This is a genomic window from Chromohalobacter sp. HP20-39, assembly GCF_033052815.1.
In the GTDB taxonomy this organism is placed as follows: domain Bacteria; phylum Pseudomonadota; class Gammaproteobacteria; order Pseudomonadales; family Halomonadaceae; genus Chromohalobacter.
Genome location: NZ_JAWHTP010000009.1, coordinates 1 through 21,448, shown reverse-complemented (window position 1 = coordinate 21,448; position 21,448 = coordinate 1). Strand labels below are relative to the sequence as shown.

Annotated in this window: 20 protein-coding genes and 3 tRNA genes; 8 read left to right on the top strand and 15 right to left on the bottom strand. The window is 61.4% G+C overall.

What is annotated here, in order from left to right; translation table 11 throughout:
• Positions 1–217 precede the first annotated feature (217 nt).
• Entirely contained in the window at positions 218–2,452 is a 2,235-nt protein-coding gene (locus RVY79_RS14605) for an NADP-dependent isocitrate dehydrogenase (RefSeq protein WP_317465103.1), read from the top strand.
• Between the two features lie 629 nt (positions 2,453–3,081).
• On the top strand, positions 3,082–3,636 hold the full coding sequence (locus RVY79_RS14600; protein ID WP_317465101.1) for a flavin reductase family protein: 555 nt from the start codon (positions 3,082–3,084) through the stop codon (positions 3,634–3,636).
• Between the two features lie 96 nt (positions 3,637–3,732).
• Here the strand turns inward: RVY79_RS14600 and RVY79_RS14595 are convergent.
• The 7 genes from RVY79_RS14595 to RVY79_RS14565 all read right to left on the bottom strand — a co-directional run bounded on the left by RVY79_RS14595 (position 3,733) and on the right by RVY79_RS14565 (position 8,377).
• Positions 3,733–3,808: transfer RNA gene (locus RVY79_RS14595), tRNA-Thr, on the bottom strand.
• Between the two features lie 21 nt (positions 3,809–3,829).
• Positions 3,830–3,904, bottom strand: a tRNA-Gln gene (locus RVY79_RS14590).
• A gap of 6 nt (positions 3,905–3,910) precedes the next feature.
• Positions 3,911–3,986 (bottom strand) — tRNA-Phe (locus RVY79_RS14585).
• 84 nt (positions 3,987–4,070) lie between these two features.
• Positions 4,071–4,343, bottom strand: a complete 273-nt coding sequence (locus RVY79_RS14580; protein ID WP_317465100.1) for an oxidative damage protection protein — start codon at positions 4,341–4,343, stop codon at positions 4,071–4,073.
• A gap of 42 nt (positions 4,344–4,385) precedes the next feature.
• Positions 4,386–5,444, bottom strand: a complete 1,059-nt coding sequence (gene mutY / locus RVY79_RS14575; protein WP_317465099.1) for an A/G-specific adenine glycosylase — start codon at positions 5,442–5,444, stop codon at positions 4,386–4,388.
• Positions 5,445–5,558: 114 nt separating this feature from the next.
• Positions 5,559–7,925 carry an AsmA family protein gene (locus tag RVY79_RS14570; RefSeq protein ID WP_317465098.1) on the bottom strand — a complete coding sequence of 789 codons (2,367 nt, stop codon included), beginning with the start codon at positions 7,923–7,925 and terminating at the stop codon, positions 5,559–5,561.
• On the bottom strand, positions 7,922–8,377 hold the full coding sequence (locus RVY79_RS14565; protein WP_317465097.1) for an acetyl-CoA sensor PanZ family protein: 456 nt from the start codon (positions 8,375–8,377) through the stop codon (positions 7,922–7,924). The genes RVY79_RS14570 and RVY79_RS14565 overlap by 4 nt, the downstream gene beginning before the upstream one ends.
• A gap of 205 nt (positions 8,378–8,582) precedes the next feature.
• On the opposite strand from RVY79_RS14565, the gene hisB reads away from it, so the two are divergent.
• From hisB to hisF, 4 genes are all read left to right on the top strand, one after another.
• Entirely contained in the window at positions 8,583–9,176 is a 594-nt protein-coding gene (hisB, locus tag RVY79_RS14560; protein ID WP_317465096.1) for an imidazoleglycerol-phosphate dehydratase HisB, read from the top strand.
• A gap of 28 nt (positions 9,177–9,204) precedes the next feature.
• Positions 9,205–9,846, top strand: a complete 642-nt coding sequence (gene hisH, locus RVY79_RS14555; protein ID WP_317465095.1) for an imidazole glycerol phosphate synthase subunit HisH — start codon at positions 9,205–9,207, stop codon at positions 9,844–9,846.
• Positions 9,847–9,909: 63 nt separating this feature from the next.
• Complete coding sequence (gene hisA / locus RVY79_RS14550; RefSeq protein WP_317465094.1) at positions 9,910–10,659, top strand: 1-(5-phosphoribosyl)-5-[(5-phosphoribosylamino)methylideneamino]imidazole-4-carboxamide isomerase; 750 nt, start codon at positions 9,910–9,912, stop codon at positions 10,657–10,659.
• Between the two features lie 2 nt (positions 10,660–10,661).
• Positions 10,662–11,435 (top strand): imidazole glycerol phosphate synthase subunit HisF, encoded by a 774-nt coding sequence (gene hisF, locus RVY79_RS14545; RefSeq protein ID WP_317465092.1) that lies wholly within the window; start codon positions 10,662–10,664, stop codon positions 11,433–11,435.
• 10 nt (positions 11,436–11,445) lie between these two features.
• Here the strand turns inward: hisF and RVY79_RS14540 are convergent, their stop codons facing one another.
• Both RVY79_RS14540 and RVY79_RS14535 read right to left on the bottom strand, forming a co-directional pair.
• Positions 11,446–12,042 (bottom strand): YjaG family protein, encoded by a 597-nt coding sequence (locus RVY79_RS14540; RefSeq protein ID WP_317465091.1) that lies wholly within the window; start codon positions 12,040–12,042, stop codon positions 11,446–11,448.
• 29 nt (positions 12,043–12,071) lie between these two features.
• Positions 12,072–12,368 carry an MGMT family protein gene (locus RVY79_RS14535; protein ID WP_317465089.1) on the bottom strand — a complete coding sequence of 99 codons (297 nt, stop codon included), beginning with the start codon at positions 12,366–12,368 and terminating at the stop codon, positions 12,072–12,074.
• Positions 12,369–12,430: 62 nt separating this feature from the next.
• On the opposite strand from RVY79_RS14535, the gene RVY79_RS14530 reads away from it, so the two are divergent.
• Positions 12,431–13,132 carry a type 1 glutamine amidotransferase gene (locus tag RVY79_RS14530; RefSeq protein WP_317465087.1) on the top strand — a complete coding sequence of 234 codons (702 nt, stop codon included), beginning with the start codon at positions 12,431–12,433 and terminating at the stop codon, positions 13,130–13,132.
• 24 nt (positions 13,133–13,156) lie between these two features.
• Here RVY79_RS14530 and mnmH read toward each other — a convergent pair whose 3' ends face one another.
• The 5 genes from mnmH to RVY79_RS14505 form a co-directional block, all read right to left on the bottom strand.
• The gene (mnmH, locus tag RVY79_RS14525) at positions 13,157–14,242 is read right to left on the bottom strand and encodes a tRNA 2-selenouridine(34) synthase MnmH (protein WP_317465086.1); all 1,086 of its coding nucleotides are present in this window, start codon (positions 14,240–14,242) and stop codon (positions 13,157–13,159) included.
• Positions 14,239–15,276 carry a selenide, water dikinase SelD gene (gene selD, locus RVY79_RS14520; protein ID WP_317465085.1) on the bottom strand — a complete coding sequence of 346 codons (1,038 nt, stop codon included), beginning with the start codon at positions 15,274–15,276 and terminating at the stop codon, positions 14,239–14,241. The genes mnmH and selD overlap by 4 nt, the downstream gene beginning before the upstream one ends.
• A 54-nt stretch (positions 15,277–15,330) precedes the next feature.
• Entirely contained in the window at positions 15,331–16,707 is a 1,377-nt protein-coding gene (gene radA / locus RVY79_RS14515; protein WP_317465084.1) for a DNA repair protein RadA, read from the bottom strand.
• Between the two features lie 133 nt (positions 16,708–16,840).
• Entirely contained in the window at positions 16,841–17,299 is a 459-nt protein-coding gene (locus RVY79_RS14510; protein WP_317465083.1) for a copper resistance protein NlpE N-terminal domain-containing protein, read from the bottom strand.
• A 102-nt stretch (positions 17,300–17,401) separates the two neighbouring features.
• Positions 17,402–18,499 (bottom strand): alkene reductase, encoded by a 1,098-nt coding sequence (locus tag RVY79_RS14505; RefSeq protein ID WP_317465082.1) that lies wholly within the window; start codon positions 18,497–18,499, stop codon positions 17,402–17,404.
• A gap of 196 nt (positions 18,500–18,695) precedes the next feature.
• Between RVY79_RS14505 and hisC the strand changes: the two genes are divergently transcribed.
• Positions 18,696–19,751: a histidinol-phosphate transaminase gene (gene hisC, locus RVY79_RS14500; RefSeq protein ID WP_317465081.1), complete on the top strand. Its 1,056-nt coding sequence runs from the start codon at positions 18,696–18,698 to the stop codon at positions 19,749–19,751.
• A gap of 71 nt (positions 19,752–19,822) precedes the next feature.
• On the opposite strand, the gene fliD is transcribed toward hisC, so the two are convergent.
• Positions 19,823–21,151 (bottom strand): flagellar filament capping protein FliD, encoded by a 1,329-nt coding sequence (gene fliD / locus RVY79_RS14495; RefSeq protein ID WP_317465079.1) that lies wholly within the window; start codon positions 21,149–21,151, stop codon positions 19,823–19,825.
• Positions 21,152–21,448: the final 297 nt, after the last annotated feature.

Here is a 21,448-nt window from a genome sequence, read left to right as displayed (position 1 = left end):
ACTGGTATAATCTGGCACGACCGCTGGGTCGCCGGCACCATGACGGGCCAACCGAATTCACCATCTGCATGATGATCCAAGCGCTTTCGCGGGGACGGCATCATCGCCGCACGAGCGGGGCTGCCCAAGACCGCCGGCAAGCACTTGTATCGCCCCAAACCACCCCGCACCGCTGAAGATTCGTGCAACCGCTGTGACAAGAGAGGTCAATATCCAAATGTCCAACACGCCGAAGATCATCTATACGCTCACTGATGAAGCCCCCGCGCTGGCGACCCATTCCCTGCTTCCGATCATCGCCGCTTACACGAGTACGGCCGGCGTCAGCGTCGAGACCCGCGATATCTCGTTGGCCGGCCGTATTCTCGCTCAATTCCCGGATCTTTTGAGCGACGAGCAGCGCATCAGCGACGATCTGGCCGAGCTCGGCGAGCTGGCCAAGACGCCGGAAGCCAACATCATCAAGCTGCCCAACATCAGCGCTTCCGGCCCGCAGCTCAAGGCCGCGATCAAGGAACTGCAGAGCCAGGGCTATCCGCTGCCGGACTATCCGGACGAGCCGAAAAACGACGAAGAGAAGGCGATCAAGGCCGCTTTCGACAAGGCCAAGGGCAGCGCGGTCAACCCGGTTCTGCGCGAAGGCAACTCCGACCGCCGCGCACCGCAATCGGTCAAGAACTACGTTCGCAAGTACCCGCACCGCATGGGCGAGTGGAGCGCCGACTCTCAGTCGCATGTCGCGCACATGAGCGAAGGCGACTTCTATGGCAGCGAGCAGTCCGCCACCATCGAAAAAGCCGGCAAGCTCAAGATCGAACTCAAGCAGAAAGACGGCACCACCAGCGTCCTCAAGGAAGGCCTGGCGGTTCAGGAAGGCGAAGTCGTCGACGCCTCACGCATGAGCAGCCGCCGTCTGCGCAACTTCATCGACAGCGAGATCAAGGATGCCAAGAAGCGCGGCGTGCTGTTCTCTCTGCACCTGAAAGCCACCATGATGAAGGTCTCCGACCCGATCATGTTCGGCATGGTGGTCGAGGAATTCTACAAGGACGTGCTCGAGAAGCACGCCGACGCCCTCGACCTGGCCGGCTTCAATCCCAACAGCGGTATCGGCGACCTCTACAGCGCGATCGAGTCCCTGCCCAGCGAGCAACAGGACGCGATCAAGAGTGATATCGACGCGCTCTACAAAGAGCGCCCGCCGATGGCGATGGTCAACTCGCACAAGGGCATCACCAACCTGCACGTGCCCAGCGACGTGATCATCGACGCCTCCATGCCGGCGATGATTCGCGACTCCGGCAAGATGTGGGGCGCCGACGATGCGCTGCACGATGCCAAGGCCGTGATTCCGGACCGCTGCTACGCCGGTATCTATCAGGTCACCATCGACGACTGCAAAAAGAACGGCGCCTTCAACCCGACCACCATGGGCAGCGTGCCCAACGTCGGCCTGATGGCACAGAAGGCCGAGGAATACGGCTCTCACGACAAGACCTTCCAGGCCGCGGCGGACGGCACCATCGTCGTCACCGACGAGAACGGTCATCAACTGTTCAGCCACGACGTGGAAGCCGGCGACATCTGGCGCATGTGCCAGACCAAGGACGCGCCGATTCAGGATTGGGTCAAGCTTGCCGTGACCCGTGCCCGCGACAGTGCCACTCCCGCCATCTTCTGGCTGGACGCCAACCGTGCGCATGATGCGAAGCTGATCGAGAAGGTCGAAACCTACCTCAAGGATCACGACACCAGCGGCCTGGATATCCGCATCATGGCACCGGAAGATGCCATGCGCTTCTCCCTGGAGCGCACTCGCAAGGGCGAAGACACCATCTCCGTTACCGGCAACGTGCTGCGCGACTACCTGACCGACCTGTTCCCGATCATGGAGCTCGGCACCAGCGCCAAGATGCTCTCCATCGTCCCGCTGATGCAGGGCGGCGGCCTGTTCGAGACCGGCGCCGGTGGCAGCGCGCCCAAGCACGTCGAACAGCTCCTGGAGCAGAACCACCTGCGCTGGGACTCGCTGGGTGAATTCCTCGCCCTGGCCGCGTCGCTCGAGCACCTCGCCAAGACATACGACAACGCCAAGGCCAAGGTTCTCGCCAAGACGCTGGATCAAGCCACCGGTGAATTCCTCAACAGCAACAAGTCGCCGTCACGCAAGATCGGCGAAATCGACAACCGCGGCAGCCACTTTTACCTCTCGCTCTACTGGGCCCAAGCACTCGCCTCTCAGGACGAAGACGCCGAGTTGAAGGAGCAGTTCAGCGAGCTGGCCAAATCGCTGCAAGCCGACGAAGACAAGGTCGTCAAGGAGCTCACCGAGGTGCAAGGCAAGCCGGTAGAAATCAACGGCTACTACCACCCCGATTATGACCTGACCAGCAAGGTCATGCGTCCCAGCGCTACGCTGAACGCCGCGCTGGATGCCCTCATGAAGCGTTAAACGTTTTCTGCCGGGGCAAATTCCCCGCACAGTAAAAGCATCAGAACAGGCCCATGCCCCCGTGCATGGGCCTGCTTCGTTCAGGGGCATGGAACGGAAGATCCGCTTCACCACCTTCCAGACAGAAAAAAGCCCTCCGCAACGGGAGGGCTAAAACGTCGTACGCAGTGTGAGCCACTACGCGATGGAATGGCGACTTCCTTGAAGCATCCTCGCCGTCCATGGCTCACGGTTACAAAACATAACACATTAGAGACGAAACGTTTACCTACATTCGATGTCTTTTTAGTAAGCGAATGACGACGTAACGGGTGAGCATGGACGCCATCCCGAGTGAAATTTCAGAGCGGGTGATAACCGAGTAAAATCGTCGGGTATTTAACCCAGATCATTTCAACCACCTGATCACTATGACACTGTGAGCACCGTCGAGCAGGGATACGACCTCGGTGCTCAGCACCGCTGCACAAGGAAGTGTGGAAAGGTCGCAAGGAGCTCGACAGGACATGCAGTGACGCAACGTCCGCAGCCCGGCCTAGGCCGGGCTTATTTATGTCTGGCCCCCGCCAACGCCTTTCTCTGCCGCAATGGTCTATTTTAGTCGGAGTGCCATCGTGCAAGGAGAAGGTATGACATCACGCAAGACCGATTTCCCACTCGATCAATGCCGCTGTCATCTGGAAACCGGCCCCATCGTACTGGTGGGCTCGCAATGGCAGGCAGAACGTAACCTGATGGTGATGGGCTGGCACATGATGCTCGGCTTCACGCCGGCACACTTTGCTTGCCTGATCACCGCCACCAATCACAGCCATCGCCTCGTGCGCGAAAGCCGCGAATGCACGATCAACATACCCACACTGGAACTGGCCGACGCCGTGGTCGGGGTAGGCAATAGCGATGGTGATACGCTCGATAAGTTCGACGCCTTCGGGCTGACACCGACACCAGGTCAGATCGTCTCTGCACCGCTCGTGGAGGAATGCTATGCCAGCTTCGAGTGCCGCCTGGTCGACGACAGCCAGATAGATCGCCACGAGCTGTTCATCTGGGAGATCGTCAAGGCCCATGTCGACACCTCGGTCGAGCTCCCCCGCACACTGCATTATCGCGGGCACGGCCGCTTCATGGTCGCCGGCGACGACGTCGATCGCTCGGCGGATTTCCGGGTGCAGAATTTGTAATGCTTAAACGAGCGCTGTGGACACCCACAAAAAAACCGCCCTGAGAGGCGGTTTCTTTCAAGGCCAAAAAAGCCTTTAGAATCAGTCGCTAAGCTATGGTGCCGACACCAGGAGTCGAACCCGGGACCTACTGATTACAAGTCAGTTGCTCTACCAACTGAGCTATGTCGGCATAACATAAAGCCGTTAGCGATGGCTGGGGTAGCAGGACTCGAACCTGCGAATGCCGATACCAAAAACCGGTGCCTTACCACTTGGCTATACCCCAGCAAATTGGTGGCCAGAGACGGAATCGAACCGCCGACACGAGGATTTTCAATCCACTGCTCTACCGACTGAGCTATCTGGCCCTTCCAACGGGGACGCATTAAACCGAATTCTTCGGTTCGGGTCAAGCCTTTTAATTCAAAAAGATGCTGGCCACCGGACCTCCCCTACTGGCTCGGCGGCACGTAGCCTTCGGCCTGGTCGGTATCGCGGTTGTCGAGGAAACGCTCCATCTGTTCCATCAGATAGGCACGCGCTTCGGGGTCCAGCAAGCTGAGGTGCTTTTCGTTGATCAGACGGGTCTGCTGCGCCTGCCATTCGTCCCAGGCTTGCTTGGAAACCGTCTGCTGGATCTCCTGCCCCTTGGCACCGGGTAGCGGCGGAAACGGCAGGGCTTCGAGCTCCTGTTGGTATTTACGGCAAAAGACGGTCTGGCTCATGGCGCTTGCTCCTAACGTATTGCGGTTCGTCATGACACGGGGTTAAGAAACTCGGTCGAGTAGTGTCTTGACCGGCGCTGCCAATCCTACACTAGCGGGCGCCTTGGCGTCGTACCATAGCGCCCCTTCCTCGCCGACCTCTGCAGGCAGCTCATCCAGACGCGCCGGTGAGGGCGTGATCTTCAAACGAAAATGGCTGAAGGTATGCGTGAACGCCTCGCCCTCCGTCTCGCGCTTTGCGTAGGGGAAGCGCTGATCGAGCCAGGCGTGTAGCGCTTGCTCGTCATCGAACTGGGGCAGGCTCCAAAGGCCGCCCCATAGGCCGCTGGCCGGGCGCTGCTGGAGGAAGACGCGTCCCGATGGGTCACGCAATACCAGCATCCGTGTGGCGCGCTCAGGCAGCGCCTTGCGCGGTTTTGATTCGGGGAAGCGCGTTTCTTCGCTACGCGAATGCGCCACACAGACATCTTCGAAGGGGCATAGCAGACATGCCGGTTTACTTCGCGTGCACAGCGTCGCTCCCAGGTCCATCATCGCCTGGGTATAGTCGGCCAGGCGTTCTTCCGGTGTGTAACGCTCCGCCAGCGTCCATAATTCACGCTCCACGGCAGGACGGCCGGGCCAGCCTTCCACGGCGTGCAGACGGGTCAGCACACGCTTGACGTTGCCATCCAGGATCGGCGCGCGCCGGCCGGTGCTGATGCTGATGATGGCGCCAGCTGTGGAACGCCCAATGCCGGGCAGTGTGGAAAGCGCCTCGACGCTGTCCATCGGAAACTCGCCGCCATGTTCATCCATCACTACCTGGGCTGCCTTGTGCAGGTTACGCGCCCGTGCGTAATACCCCAGCCCCGTCCACAGATGCAGCACCTCGTCTTGCGGGGCTCGCGCCAGGGCGGCGACGTCGGGAAAACGCTCCATGAAGCGCTGATAGTAGGGAATTACCGTGGCGACTTGCGTCTGCTGCAGCATGATCTCGGACACCCAGATGCGATAGGGCGTCTTGTCGAACTGCCAGGGCAGTGTCTTGCGACCGTGAACGTCGAACCATTCGAAGACCCGGCGACGGAAGGTGTCGGCGGTGAGCGGAATTTCTTGCATGCGCGTTATCGTCCAGCCGTTAGCGGCGCCATCAGATCATGGGGATGAGAGGTCATGGACATACTAAAAAAAGCGCCGACAGATGTCGGCGCAGGGACTGGCTTTGGGCTTTGCTCATTTGAATAGACCACGCAACTTGTCCCCGAGTTCCTTGGCGGTGCCTTCTCCAAGTGCTTCATCGATCTTACGCGCAGTGTCGCTGTCGAGCTTGTCTTCCAGCGCCTCGTCTAGTTGCTCGCCAGCTTCGCGCTTGGCCTTGTCCTTGGCCAGCGCTTCCAATGTGTCCTGGAAGGCCTCGCGATCGAAACGGCACCATTCGCCCGGCTTACCGCCCAATTGCCCTTCACAGTGCACCGGCAGGCTTACCTGCTGCAAACGCGACGTCACTCGGCAGGCGCTCTGGTCGGCGGTATCGATGAAGCGCGCCTTGAGATCATAAGCGAAACGCTCAGTAGGAATGTTGAACATGCCCGCGCCGGTCATCTCGATGCCCGGAATGCGCACCTCTAGATCGTCGTTGCGGGCCACGCCATCGGTGATATCAAGGCTCGCCGACAGCGTGTCGAAGGGTGTGTCATCGCTCCATTCGCGATCCGACTGCTCGCCGTCCAGAATCGCGGCGGCAGTGCATAGCTGACGCGAGACATTGACGTCGAGCATCGCGCCATCGTCGATGCGTAGCGCGGCCGTGCCGTTGAGGTGGTGCTTGAGCGACTCGAGTTGATTGGTCCGCGAGGTCACGTCACTCTTCAGATAGAGCTGGCCGCGCACTGGCGATTCCTTGCCGGTGACGTCCGCGTAAAGCGGCGCAATCTGCACATTGGAGAGAGACTCCGTGAAAGCCATGCGCAGCGGTGACTCGCGGACATTCAGGCTACCCTGAGCGTCGAGCGTGCCACCATAGAGCTTGGCCGACAGGGACTCCAGGTTCAGACGCCCGTTTTCTCCCGTCACGCGTAGCGCGACATCGGTCAGCGTCATGCCCTTGAGGAGCAGGGTCTCCAGCGCCAGTCGGCCCTCGAGCGTCAAGCCGGAAAGCCACTCGACGGGCAACAGCCCCGCACCCTCGGCGGCGGCATACGCCGGGGCGACGCCCAGCGCTTCGAGAATCGCCGCCGTGTCCTCGGTATCCGCAGCACTTTTTCCGCCTTGGTTGTCAGCGGGTGGCAGATAGGCATCCAGGTCGAGACGTTCACCTTGCAGATCGAAGCGCAACCACTGTCCAGCAAAACCGGCCCCTAGCTCGCCGGTGAAGGTTTGGCCATCGAGCAGCAAATTCAGGTCCGCGAAGTTGATACCTTGGAGATCCCCATGCACCGGGCTGGTCAACGACACCTTGCTCAGTGCTTTGTCGTCGCCGGTCTCTGGCAAGGCATCGAAACGCTTGAGCCAGTCTCGCAGTGACAGCGGCGCGAGTTTGAGCTGTCCGGTGTATTGCGGGGTCTCGAGCAGTTCGGTAAAGCTCAACGTTCCCGTGAGATTCAGACCATCATCGCCGCTCAGGGCGATATTACGCAGTTGCGCGGTTTGGGTATCGAGATTGGCCTCGCCGTCGAACCCGAGACTCAAACCGAGCGGTTTCCCCTCCACAGCGGGATGGTGCAGGCGCGTATCGAGCTTGACCCCGTCGAAACGGTAATGTTGTTGCTGGGTTTCGGCGAGCAAATGCCCGACCTGCAGGTTGATACCTTGGGCTTGCTCGGAGAGCGCCGGCCATTGCGTGCTGGTTTCAAGGGTCATTTTGTTCAATTCGTAACGACCATCGCTCAGCCCCAGGCGCACTTGGCTCTTCAAGTGCACATCGCTGGTCAACGCGGGCGTTTGACTGACGAGTTCGAACCCCATCTGCAAGGGGAAGGCTGCGTCAGGGCTGACGTTACTTGCATCCAGGCTGAGATTTTTCAGCGTCAGGTCCAGGTTGCGCTGCGCGTCGCGGTAACTGACGTGGCTATCCCGCACTTTTATGCTGGCGATCTCCAGCGCCACGGGCAGACTGTCGGGATTCTGCTCCAGCCCCGGACCCGCCGATGCCGGTGCCAAAGCCTCCTCGGCCTGCTCTCCACCGTCTTTCATGCGGTCTAGCAAAACTTCCCAATTGCCTTGACCTTGCGCGTCACGCTGCAGATTGAGTCGCATGCCATCCAGCATCAGCCCTTCCACGGCCACCTCGCCGGAGAGCAGCGGCGCGAACGCGACGCTGACCTCGGCGCGATCGAACGCGGCAAAGGCGGCGGCGTCATGGGACTGCTTGGGCAACCAGGCTTCGGCCTGCTCGACACTGAAGCCCAGACGCGGATAGAAGGACCACGACAAGGGGCCATCCAGGTCGAGTTCCAGACCGCTCTGCTCGCGCACCGCCTCGACAAGCCGGGGCTTGAGCTCGTTGGGATCGAAGAAAGTGGTGATATAGACCACGGCGCCGACCACGATCAAGGCCAACACCCCGACCACCGCCAGCAATGCTCTCAGCAGCGCTCTCATCGGCGCCCTCCCTGTGACGCTAATGAATGAAGTTCGTAGTACGTCCCATCGGCGGCAGGGTGATAGCCAAGCCGGGTCAACAGCAACTGGTCCCCCATCATCAGCACAGAGGTGGGAACGCGAGGCATGCATGACTCGTCACGCGCCCGTTCGGCAATCAGCGTCAACAAACGCGAGCCGACACCGCGATGCCGTGTTTCGGTACGTACGCAGAAGTGTGACAACCACCATACGCGAGTTTCGCGACGCACGGCGACCGCTCCCAGGCGCCGTGCGTTGAATAACGCGCAGCAGAACGTGCCGCCTTGGGTGAAATGATCGTCGATGAAGCGCTCGACGGGCGCGGGAAGACGCTCGGCGGGCGCATCGTGATAGATGCGCGCGAGATCCTGCGCCACCTGAACATCCTGTTCCCATTGGGCGCGGTCGATTTCCTGCAAGGTCACCGGCATGCCTCTCTCCCTGGACGGTCTCCCTGGCCCCTGTCACAGACCCTCGAGCGTTGATGGTGGGACACGGGAATCACCCCTTAACTCCTGGCATTGTAGCGGATGGTCGGGGCGATTCTCTATAATGAGCGTTCCATGGCGCCGCGAGCCTTGCGCATACACGCCTTCATCGCGCGCCCCGTTCACGTCCGAAGTGCTGGAGACCCCTATGGCCGAGCGCGTCGCCACCGTGTCCCGCGACACCCACGAGACTCAGATCCAGGTCCGTATCAACCTCGACGGCGAGGGCCATTTCCAATCCGAAACGGGCGTCGCGTTTCTCGACCACATGCTCGATCAGGTGGCGCGCCACGGCCTGATCGACCTGGAAATCAATGCCCAGGGCGACCTGCACATCGACGATCACCATACCGTCGAGGATCTTGGCATCACCCTAGGCCAGGCCTGCGCCCAGGCTATCGGCGACAAACGCGGTATCCGGCGTTACGGCCATGCCTACGTGCCACTGGACGAGGCGCTCTCGCGTGTCGTGGTAGACTTCTCGGGCCGCCCGGGTCTAAGCATGAATGTCGAGTTCACACGTGCCAACATCGGCCGATTCGACACGCAGCTGTTCTGGGAGTTCTTCCAGGGCTTCGTCAATCACGCCCAGGTGACGCTGCACATCGACAACCTCAAGGGCTTCAATGCCCACCACCAGGCGGAAACCATCTTCAAGGCCTTCGGCCGCGCACTGCGCATGGCGGTGGAACCCGACCCCCGCATGACCGGGCGGATGCCCTCTACCAAAGGCAGCCTGTGAGGCTCTCACGACGCGCTAAGGAGCGAGCATGACGATTGCGGTCATCGATTACGGCATGGGTAACCTTCACTCCGTCGCCAAGGCGTTGGAGCACGTCACGCATGAAAACGTGGTCATCACCGACGATTCGCGCAGTATTCGAGGCGCCAGTCGCCTGGTACTGCCCGGCCAGGGCGCGATTCGCGACTGCATGGGCGAATTGCAACGCAACGACCTGCAGGGCATTGTTCACGAAGTGTTACGTGTCCAAGCCAAGCCGTTGCTGGGCATCTGTGTCGGCCAACAGATGTTGATGGACGAAAGCGAAGAAAACGGCGGCGTGACCTGCCTCGGCCATCTGCCCGGACGCGTGCGCTATTTTGGGCGCGATCTGCGCGACGCTCAGAACCAACGCTTGAAAGTACCTCACATGGGCTGGAACCGGGTTACCCAGCACCACACGCATCCGCTCTGGGCGGGCATCGACGACGATGCACGCTTTTATTTCGTGCACAGTTACTACGTCGAGGCTCAGGAAGACAGCGACATCTTCGGCACCACTGAATATGGTGGGCATACCGCGCATGTCGCCACCGGCCGTGGCCCGGTCTTCGCCGTGCAGTTCCATCCTGAGAAAAGCGCGCGTGACGGGTTACGCTTGCTCGAAAATTTCGTCACCTGGACGCCCTGAGCGTCCAGGTCGGACATGCCGCCTTGCGATGGCGGCGCCACACGTATACCGAGAGGACACGTCATGCTGGTGATTCCCGCCATCGATCTCAAGGACGGCCAGTGCGTCCGCCTCAAGCAGGGGCGGATGGACGACTCGACCACCTACGGTGACGATCCGGTGGCCATGGCCGCGCGCTGGGTCGAGACCGGAGCCCGCCGGCTGCATCTGGTGGATCTCAACGGTGCCTTCGAAGGCCAGCCGGTTAACGCCGAGGCGGTGACCGCCATCGCTCGCGCCTATCCCGAGCTGCCGATCCAGATCGGCGGTGGCATTCGCACCGCCGCGACCATCGAGGCCTATCTCGAGGCCGGCGTTTCCTATGTGATCATCGGCACCCAGGCCGTCAAAGATCCGGCCTTCGTCACCGAGATGTGCCATGCTTTTCCGGGCCGCGTCATCGTGGGACTCGACGCCCGCGACGGTTATGTCGCCACCGATGGCTGGGCCGAGGTGTCGACACTCAAGGCCGTGGACCTGGCCAAGCGTTTCGCCGACGATGGCGTCACCTCGATCGTGTACACGGATATCGCCCGCGACGGCATGATGCAGGGCGTCAACATCGCGGCCACCGCCGAACTGGCACGCGAAGGCGGTCTCCCGGTGATCGCGTCCGGGGGAGTCACCCATCTGGGCGACATCGAGGCCCTGCTCGAGGTGGAGCACGAAGGCATTCTCGGCGCCATTACCGGACGCGCCATTTACGAAGGCAAACTCGACGTCGCCGAGGCCCAGCGCCTGTGCGACGCCGCGCCAGCCACACGGAGAAGCTGATCATGGCACTCGCCAAGCGCATCATTCCTTGTCTCGACGTCGATGCCGGTCGCGTGGTCAAAGGCGTCAATTTCGTCGGCATCCGCGATGCCGGCGACCCGGTCGAGGTCGCCAAGCGCTACAACCAGCAAGGCGCCGACGAGATTACCTTCCTCGATATTACCGCCAGCCACGAGGATCGCGGCACTACGGTGGAAATGGTCGAACGTATCGCCGGGGAGGTCTTCATTCCGTTGACGGTGGGCGGCGGCATCCGCACCTGCGACGACATCCGCACCATGCTCAACGCCGGCGCCGATAAGGTGTCGATCAACACCGCCGCGGTGACCAACCCCGATTTCGTCCACGAAGCGGCGGAACGCTTCGGGAGCCAGTGCATCGTCGTCGCCATCGATGCCAAGCGGGTCTCGGCTGAGGGCGAGCCACCGCGCTGGGAGATCTTCACCCATGGCGGACGCAAGTCCACCGGACTCGATGCCGTGGAATGGGCGTGCAAGATGGTCGAGCTCGGTGCGGGAGAATTGCTACTGACCAGCATGGACCGCGACGGCACCAAGGCCGGTTTCGACTTGGGAGTGACGCGCGCCATCGCCGATGCCGTCAGCGTTCCGATCATCGCCTCCGGCGGCGTCGGCGACCTCGATCACTTGGTCGCGGGGGTCAAGGAAGGCGGCGCGGATGCCGTGCTCGCCGCCAGTATCTTCCACTTCGGTGAATACACCATCCCCGATGCCAAACGTTATATGGCGGAGCATGGGATCGAGATGCGTTTATAGCGCGCGCCGCTTATCCCTCGGCACTGAGCCCCAGGTTGCTGACGCCTTCGTTACGCCCCAGGCGTCGCAGCGATTTGAGCGCGTCACGCGTCAGCGGCGCCTCGACGTGCTCTAGCACCGCTTCCTGGAAGCCGTGCTCGTCGTCCATCAACGGATGCTCACGCACACGTGCCGCCAGCCGCTCGGCATCATCGTCCGCGCCGTCGGTCATCTCGATGTAGGCATGCACGCCATCGCGTGACAGGCGACTCACGTCACGCGGCGACTCGGGCGCTTCACCACGCAAGGCATCGAGCAGTGCCGCCAAGGCCATCACCACTTCAACCGCCCGCCGCGCGCCGAAGCTGTCATCGGTTTCCGGCGGCTCCTGCTCGGCGAGTTTCTCGGCCTGCTTGTCGAAGTCGATCGCCGCATCCTTCACGGCCAGCGCTTCCCACGCCAGGTCGAGCACGTTGCGCAGCACCTTCGCGTCGCCGACGCCACTCATCTCGGCATACAACACATAGTTGGGCAACATGCGCTCGATCAAAGCCGCCATGAAGGCCAGCCGGGCGCGCGCGGGTAATTGATCCAGACGGGCATGGAAACCGTCGGCGGACGCTGTCATAGCATTACTCCTCGGTGAGTGCGTCAGGGTCAGGGCCAGAGTATGTCTTGGAGAACGCGGCCACGAGCATCGAACACGACACCCTCGGCGCGCAGTTTTTCATGCTGGCGCACGGCGCCGGTATGCTCGGTCACGCGTCGGTTGGCATTGATGACGCGATGCCAGGGCAGTCCGTGGCCGCTGGGCAGGTGGCGCATGGCGCTACCCACCATGCGTGCCGTGGCGCCATCGGTCATGTTCGCGATGCGCCCGTACGTGGTCACGCGCCCCTCAGGGATCTGGGCGACGATGGTATAAATCTGTTCAAGCACCTCGGCTCGCGGCATGCTAGCTCTCCTCGGCTACCCCACTTGCTGCGTGGGGATGGCTTTACCATCATGGGCACATCATGCATATCTATTTTCTTCAGCACGCTGATTACCTCGGCCCGGCACGCTTCGCCGATTGGCTGACGGGCATGGGCCACAGCCACAACACCTGCCATTTATACGCGGACGAGACACCGCCACTTTTCGACAACTTCGATGCCTTGATCGTGCTCGACGCACCGTTCGGGCTCCACGAGGACGTGCCACCGGCATGGCTCAAACGCGAGCGCAAGTTGATCGCACGTATGCTCAAGAGTGGCAAGCCGCTGCTGGGCGTCGGCGTCGGTGCGCAGTTGATTGCCGAGACACTGGGTGCCATTGTCTCCCGAGGTACCTATCCCGAGCGCGGCTGGCAGCCTATCACTCTGGCCGACGAGAGTCCCTTCGACCTGCCTGAACGCTTCGAGGCGTTCACTTGGCATCACGATGTCTTTGGCTTGCCGGACGAAGCCGTGCCCCTGGGGGGCAGCCCCGCTAGCCCGTTGCAAGGCTTCGCCTGGGACAGCGGCCGCGTGGTGGCGCTGCAATGTCATCTGGAGGCCACCACCGCCTCGGTCAGCGCCTTTTACGAGCATCTTGCAGCATTCGACGAGCGGCTCGCGGCCGCCGACGGCGCTTACCTGCAATCCCGCGAGGCGGTCATGGAGGACCCGCGGCGTTTCGACCGCCTGGCTGCCCTGCTCGACCGCGTCATGCTCGACTGGATGCGTCATGCTCGCTAGCCGTGAAGCGCAAGGCAGGTGCACCTAGCGCACAAGCGACGCCGACCAGTCCTGGGCAAAGGCCAGGCAGCTCTCCCAGTCGCCGACATGCAGCGCCTCGTGGGGAGACTGCTCGAGCTGATAGCGATACATGGGATCGTAGTATTCGAGCATCAGCGGCGCGAGCCAGGCTTCGTGTGCCTGGGTATTGCCCCGCCGGTGCTCGCGGAAGGCCAGGCCCTGCAGGCGTTGCAGACGCTGGAAGCGCGCACTGCCCAGGCGTTTACGAACGCGCTTGAGCGCACTGGATAGCTGCTTGCGCATCAGCGCCCAGCCCAGCCACTCACCATAGTGGCCACGGTAGGTCTGCCACAGGGTCTCGATATAGTCCTTGCGAATCTGCTCGAGGCGCCAGTCCAGCGGCATTTCCACGCGAATGCGCGGCGCCGCTTCCATGGTCCGCCAGAAGGACAAGGGAATATCCAGCCGCCCGATCATGCGTGACTCATCCTCCACCACGCAGCCATGCGGCATCCGCGACAACGCCACGCCCAGCGCATGCTCGAAGTCGATCTGCGACGGCCCCTGCAAGGGATGCCGCCCGAACGCGGAGCCCTTGTGTCGAGCATGACCCTCGAGATCGACTCCCGTATCGAGACGTTGAATCAACTCGGTCTTGGCGCTGCCGGTAAGGCCGGCCACGACCAGCACCGGCTGCCTTGCCGCCGAGATGATCTCGGTGCTCAGGCACTGGCGCATGGCCTTCCAGCCGCCCTGGATACGCGGCAGGGTGATGCCCGCCTCCTGCAGCCACTGCTGCGCGATTTGCGAACGCAGCCCGCCCCGAAAGCAATAGATCAGCGCTTGGGGATGACGCTCGGTAAATGCCTGCCACGCCGCCACACGACGCCGTTTGAGAGTACCATCCACCAAGTGCGTGCCCAACTCGATGGCGGCGGCCTGACCAGCTTCCTTGTAGCGGATTCCCACCGCCTGGCGCTCGGCATCGTCCATCAACGGCAGGTTGACGGCACCCGGCAAGGCGCCCTGGGCGAATTCCACCGGGGCACGCACATCGATCAGCGGGCGCTCGAGCAGCGCCAACCCTGGCGCGATCTGCGGTAGGTTCACCCACGCACCTCAATCACACTGGTGCCACTCGCGGGGCGCATCTCGCCGAAGGCTTCTAGCGTGAGGCCGTGTTGACGGCCGATGCGCTCGACGTCATCCGCCCAGGCGGGGTCGACGCTCAGCAGCAGGCCGCCCGAGGTCTGGGGATCGCACAACCACTGCCAATGCGCCGCATCCATATCGGGCAAGGCCTCGCCCAGGGCCTGTCGGTTACGCTGTGTGCCGCCGGGTACCGCCCCACGCCGCCGATATGCTTCGGCTTCGGCGAGCCTGGGCAGTTTGGAGAAGTCGATCCGTGCCTTGAGGCCGCTCGCCTGGCAGACCTCGCTGAGGTGCCCCGCCAAGCCAAAACCGGTGACATCGGTCATCGCATGCACGCCCTGAACCTTGGCCAGATCGACCCCGATCCGGTTGGCCTTCAGCATCGTTCGGCGCGCCAGCCCCTGGTGACCGGATTCCAGCCAGCCATGCTTCTCGGCCGTGGTCAGAAGCCCCACCCCCAGCGGCTTGGTGAGATACAGCAAGTCGCCTGCCTTGGCGTTGCTGTTGAGCTTGAGATGCTCGAGATCGACCAGACCATTCACTGCCAGGCCGAAGATCGGCTCGGGAGCATCGATGGAGTGCCCGCCGGCCAAGGCCAGGCCCAGCTCGCGGCAGATCGACTGCGCGCCGCCCACCACGTCGCCGGCGATTTCGGCGGCCAACTTATCGAGCGGCCAGCCGAGAATGCCGAGTGCCATGATCGGCGTACCGCCCATGGCGTAGACATCGCTGATGGCGTTGATGGCGGCGATACGCCCAAAATCGAAGGGATCGTCGACGATAGGCATGAAGAAGTCGGTGGTCGAGATCAGACCGCGACCGTCGCCGAGGTCATAGACAGCGGCGTCTTCGCGGCCCTGATTACCCACGATCAAGCGCTTGTCGGTGGCACCGGGGCCCGCCTTGGACAGGATGCTATCCAGTACGTCGGGGGCGATCTTGCAGCCACAACCGGCGCCGTGGCTGTATTGCGTCAGGCGAATGGCACTCATGGGGCACTCCTTGGCAATCGTTCACTCCATTCTACATCACCGGCGCGCCAGCGTTTACAGGGCTTCCAGGGCATCGCCGAGTTTATCGACGGCGATCACCTCCATGCCCTCGGGCGCCTGCCGGGGGGCGTTGGCCCGCGGCACGATGGCACGCGTAAAACCGTGCTTGGCGGCCTCGACGATACGCTCCTGACCGCTGGGCACCGGGCGAATCTCGCCCGACAGCCCCACTTCGCCGAAGGCCACCAGCTCACGCGGTAAATTACGATTCTGCAGACTAGAGACGACGGCCAGCAACACGGCCAGGTCGGCGCTGGTCTCGAGCACCTTGACGCCACCCACCACATTGAGGAAGACGTCCTGATCGCCGGTGAACAGGCCACCGTGCTTGTGCAGCACAGCCAGCAGCATCGCCAGGCGGTTCTGATCGAGCCCCACGGCAATGCGGCGCGGATTGCCCAGCGCCGAGTCATCGAGCAACGCCTGGACCTCGACGAGGATCGGACGCGTGCCTTCCCAGACCACCATCACCAGGCTGCCGGGCGCTTGTTCCTCAGCGCGCGACAGGAAGATGGCGCTGGGATTCTTGACCTCCTTGAGGCCGTGTTCGAGCATCGCGAACACGCCCAGCTCGTTGACCGCGCCGAAGCGATTCTTCTGCCCGCGCAAGGTACGAAATCGCGAGTCCGCCCCGCCCTCGAGCAGCAGCGACGCGTCGATCATGTGCTCCAGAACCTTGGGCCCGGCCAGCGTACCGTCCTTGGTGACGTGCCCGACCAGCATCAGCACGGTGTTCGACTGCTTGGCGAAACGCGTCAGCGCCGCCGAGGATTCGCGCACCTGGGCCACGCCCCCGGGCGCCGAGCTGATGTCCTCCAGGTGCATGGTCTGGATCGAGTCGATGATTAGCACGGCGGGCTTTTCACGCTCGGCGACCGCGAGCACCGTTTCGATGCTGGTCTCGGCGAGCATATTGAGCCCCTTGACCGGCAGTTGCAGCCGGTGCGCGCGCATCGCCACCTGAGAGAGCGATTCCTCGCCGGTGACGTACACCACCTTGTGGGACTGGGCGAGCTTGCAGGCGGTCTGCAGCAGCAACGTCGATTTGCCGGCACCAGGATTGCCCCCCAACAGTACGGCCGACCCTGGGACGAGGCCACCGCCCAGCACGCGATCGAATTCGCCGAAAGAGGACGAGAAACGCGGCACTTCAGTGAGGTCGACCGCTCCCAGGTCGACCACATCGCGCGAGACCAATCCCGCATAGCCGCTACGCCCCGTCGTAGACGGCGACGGGGCGTGGGATCGGGCACTGCCCAAGCGCACTTCGCTGAGCGTATTCCACTCGCGGCAGCTCGAACACTGCCCTTGCCACTTGCTGTATTCGGCACCGCACTCGGTGCACACGAAGGCGCTCTTCGCCTTGGCCATATCGTCGCTCCTTGCTGATCACCGGCATTCTATCATCGCGCCCGACGTCATCTCGCCAGGGTCGGCATTATCAGTGGGCCGGACATGCAAAAGACGGCCCGTGGGCCGCCTTTTCGGTGATACGAGAACGCGATTACTGCTGGCGTTGCAGACGCAGTGTTTCACCGTTCTCGAAGCGACGCAGTTGCGGGTCGATCAGCTCCAGCGTGTTGGCGTCGAGCTTCAGGAAGTAGTAGATCTGCCCTTCACCATTCGGCGTCAACTCGTAGACGGTCGCCTTGGGATCTTTCGCAGTGCCATCGATGACTTCCCACTGACCTTCGTATTCTTCGGCCGGCGGGTTCTCTGGATGATTTTGGTACTCGGCTTGCAACTCGAAGGTACGCTCATCCGCAGGCGCTCCCTCATCACCCATCAGTTGCACTTCAAGATCGATACCGTCACAGCTGCGGCACGGCAAGGTACCGCTGTAGACGGTCGGCTGTTCGGCTTGCTCCGGCGCACCAGGCTGGCCTTGCGGCGAGGTGCCCGTGGCACAACCGGCGAGTACAGCGAGCATGGCGGAACCGGCGAGCAACGTCCTGATCTGCATGATAGTCCTCCTAACCAATGGGTCCTGGGCCGCGCCAGCGGCCCCGTGGGTCACAGCATAGCGTCATGTGACGCCGTCGGACACCCTTTGCAGGCTTAGACCTCATGATAATGTCGGATAGTCCGTGTAACCCTCGGCGCCACCGCCGTAGAACGTTGCCGGGTCGGGTTCATTGAGCGTGCTATCGCGACGGAAGCGTTCGACCAGATCGGGGTTGGCGATATACGGACGCCCGAAGGCCGCGCCATCGCCCAGGCCATCGCGAATCAACGCCTCGGTGCGCTCGGCGGTGTAGTGGCCGCAGTAGATCAGCGTTCCTGGGAAGCGCTGGCGCAACTCGCGGCGGAAGGTGTCGGTCAGTTGCGGCCCCTCGCCGGTCCAATCGGGCTCGTTGACATGCAAGTAGGCAATGCCGCGACGCGTCAATTGCTCGGCCAGATAGAAAGCCATCGCCTCCGATTCGTCGTCGCTCAGGCCGAAGATCTCGATGAACGGCGAGACACGAATCCCGACCCGATCGGCACCCATCACCTCACTGACGGCATCGACGACTTCCAGCACCAGGCGCGCGCGGTTAACTAGGTTACCGCCATAGCGGTCAGTACGCTTATTCGAGCCCGTCGCCATGAACTGTTGCAGCAGGTACGCGTTGGCAGCATGCACCTCGACCATGTCGAACCCGGCACGCTTAGCGCGTTTGGCGGCCTGGCGATAGTCGTCGATCAGGGCAGGAATCTCGTCGGTCTCGAGTGCGCGTGGTGTGCTGGTCGGATGCTGACCCGAGCTGCCGTCATCGAACTTGAGAAAGCAGTTGGCGCCTTCTGCACGTAGCGCGCTCGGCGCCACCGGCGGCTGCTCGCCCGGCTGGATCTTGTGATGCGAAATCCGCCCGACGTGCCAGAGCTGCAAGGCGATCCGCCCGCCGGCGCGATGTACGCTATCCACGACACCCCGCCAACCGGCTTCCTGCTCATCGGTATAAATGCCCGGCGTATAGACATAGCCCCGCGCGGTAGGAGAAATGTTCGTCGCCTCGCTGATGATCAAGCCAGCATCGGCACGCTGCGAATAATAAGTCTGCTGCAGCGCTTTGGGCACCATGTCCGGCGTGCGAGCCCGAGTCAGCGGTGCCATCAGCACGCGGTTGGGGAGCGTCAGCTTGCCCATGGTGAGCGGTGAAAGCAGCGAATCGTAGGCCATGTCGCCTCCTGTAAAACTCTTGGGGATTATCACGATGTGCAAGAGATGAGGTCGTTAGAACACTAATCAAGGGCTAGCCGCATCGGAACGTCCTACATCGGCCAATAGCAGACCTGTGAAACACGGCGCACCTTGCGCGTCACGAGGCGTGGCGTCACCATGGACGTCTACCTCATCACTGCCTGTGCGAGCTTTCATGAGCAAGTTCTGGAGTCCCGCCGTGCGCGAACTCACTCCTTATGTACCGGGAGAGCAACCGCGCGAGCGTCTTATCAAACTCAATACCAACGAGAATCCCTATCCGCCCGCGCCCGGCGTCGAGCAGACGCTGCGCGATTTCCCTGCCGATCATTTGCGTCTCTATCCGGACCCTAATGCCACCGCGCTCCGCGAGGCACTGGCCAAGGAATACGACGTCGCAACCGAGCAGGTCTTCGTCGGCAACGGCTCCGACGAGGTACTGGCTCTAGCCTTCCAGGCGTTCTTTCGGCAACCGAAGCCGCTGCTGATGCCGGCGATTTCCTATAGCTTCTATCCGGTCTATTGCAAGCTCTACGATGTGGCCTACCGAAGCGTGGCGCTGGACGACCAGTGGCGTGTACCACTGACGGCCTTCGATACCGACAATGGCGGCATCGTCTTCGCCAACCCCAATGCACCGACCGGCCACGGGCACCCGCGCGAGGCGATCGCTGCCTTGCTCGAGCGTAATACCGAAAGCGTGGTGCTGGTCGATGAAGCCTACGTAGACTTCGGCGGTGAAAGCACGATCCCTCTGGTTTCGCGCTTTCCCAACCTGCTGGTGACGGGGACGTTTTCCAAATCACGCAGCTTGGCCGGGTTGCGCCTGGGTTTTGCGATCGGCTCGCGAGAACTGATCGAAGGGCTGGAGCGCGTCAAGGACTCCTTCAATTCCTTCCCTGTCGACAGCATCACCATCGAGGCGGGCATCGCCGCACTGCAGGATCAGGCATACTTCGATGCCTGCCGCGAACACGTCATCGCAACGCGCGAGTGGACACAACGCCAACTCGAAACGCTTGGCTTCGAGGTATTGCCTTCGCAAACCAATTTCCTGTTCGTACGGCACGACGCCTACCAGGCGAGCATGCTATTCGACGCGTTACGGGAACGAGGCATTCTGGTGCGTCATTTCAACAAGGAAGCGCTGAGCGACTTCTTGCGCATCAGCATCGGAACCGATGATGAAATGACGAGCCTCGTGGAAGCACTCGAGGCCGTATGTCGCTAGCGAGGGGCTACACAGCAAGACGCCCGCACAAGGCGGGCGTCGATCACGATAGGTGTCACGGCTGCGGGTAATTAGATCGCTGACAGTTGCTGCGTGAGATAGCTGCTGGTTTGATTCATTTCAGCCACCATACTATCGAGTTCCTGGAATTGAGTACGGTAACGATCCACCGTGCTCGCGATGCTTTCTTCCATCGAAGAATAGCGCTCGTCAAGACGGTCCATCTGGTTCTCGGCGCCGGTCACGGCACCCTCAACCATGCCATCCTCACCTAGCATGGTATTCAGTTCTTCCTCGACCTTACCGGCAATTCCCTGGGTATCTTCAGTACCCGTGAACAGCGTCTGAACTGCGTCTGGCTGGGTCGATAATGCATCGTCGAGTTTCTCATCGTCGATTTCCAACTCGCCCTCGACATTCATCGAGATGCCGATTTCATTCAGCGTCTGCACAGTGCCCTCGCCGACACTTTCGGTCATCGTACTGCGCAGACGCGACTCCGCCATGCGCGTCATGCTATCACCCAACAACTCCCCGGCTTGCGTTTCACCGTCCTCAGAACTGAAGCTCGTCAAATCGCTCGTGGTGGACTTCATGCTGTTGTAGCTATCGACAAATTCAGTGATGGCACCGCGGATCGACTTATCGTCCCGAGCCACCGTCACCGTGGACTCACCGGTGTCCGTCAAGCTCAGTGTCGTGCCCTGAATAGCTTCTTCCACTTGATTGCTGGCGCTGGTGATAGCGATGCCGTTGACGTTCAACTTGGCATCCTGTCCCGCGACTTTCGTGGCCGTATCAACCACTAGGCCATCGAGACCATTAAATGCAACAGTATCAATCGCCGCCTGCTGGCCGGTCTCTTTCGAGGCCAGCGCTAGCCGGTGTTGATCGCCATCGAAAACAATCGATGCAGAAACCCCGGAATCGCTTTCATTGATCGCATCGCGCACATCACTCAGAGTGCTATCTGCTTCGACCGTGATGTTCGTTGATGTGCCATCTTTTAGCGCGATGTCCAGACTAGCTTCGACACCGGCATTGAGAATCGCTTCTTGGTCCACCCCCTCGGTCGCGACACTGGATGCCGTCGCCAGACTCTCGACATTTACGGTATAACGCCCCGGCGACGCATCAGGCGTTGCAGCCGCTTCCACGCTCTCCCCTTCGACGCTGCTGGTCACACTATTGAAGAGCTCAGGATCAGTGAGGTCGCCTGCCGATGACTGAACTTTCGACAAGGCACTTTGCAACTTGCCATACGCCGATATTTTCGCTTGTAGATCAACCTGTTGCTGCTGTATGGGCACGAGCTTTTGTTGCTCGGCCTCTTTAAGCTGATCAAGAAGCCCGTTGAGATCCAGGCCGGAGCCAACGCCTAGTGACGAAATGGAAGCCATACAGCCTCTTCCTCTTTTAGATGCGTTTCATCGCACGCTTATATCTGCCGATGTCTGTGTCTCACCCTAGCAAACCTCACGCATATTAGGAAAAAAAATAGCGGTGAGAAAGGCGCTTTTACCCCGACTTCAAAAGGCTAAAGTTTTTCTCCTATCAGCCGATATTGCATATCTTTTTACGGCCCCAAACGACAACACCCCCGACCAATGGCCGGGGGTGTCGAAATAAATGCCTGACGATGACCTACTCTCGCATGGGGAGGCCCCACACTACCATCGGCGCTGAGCGGTTTCACT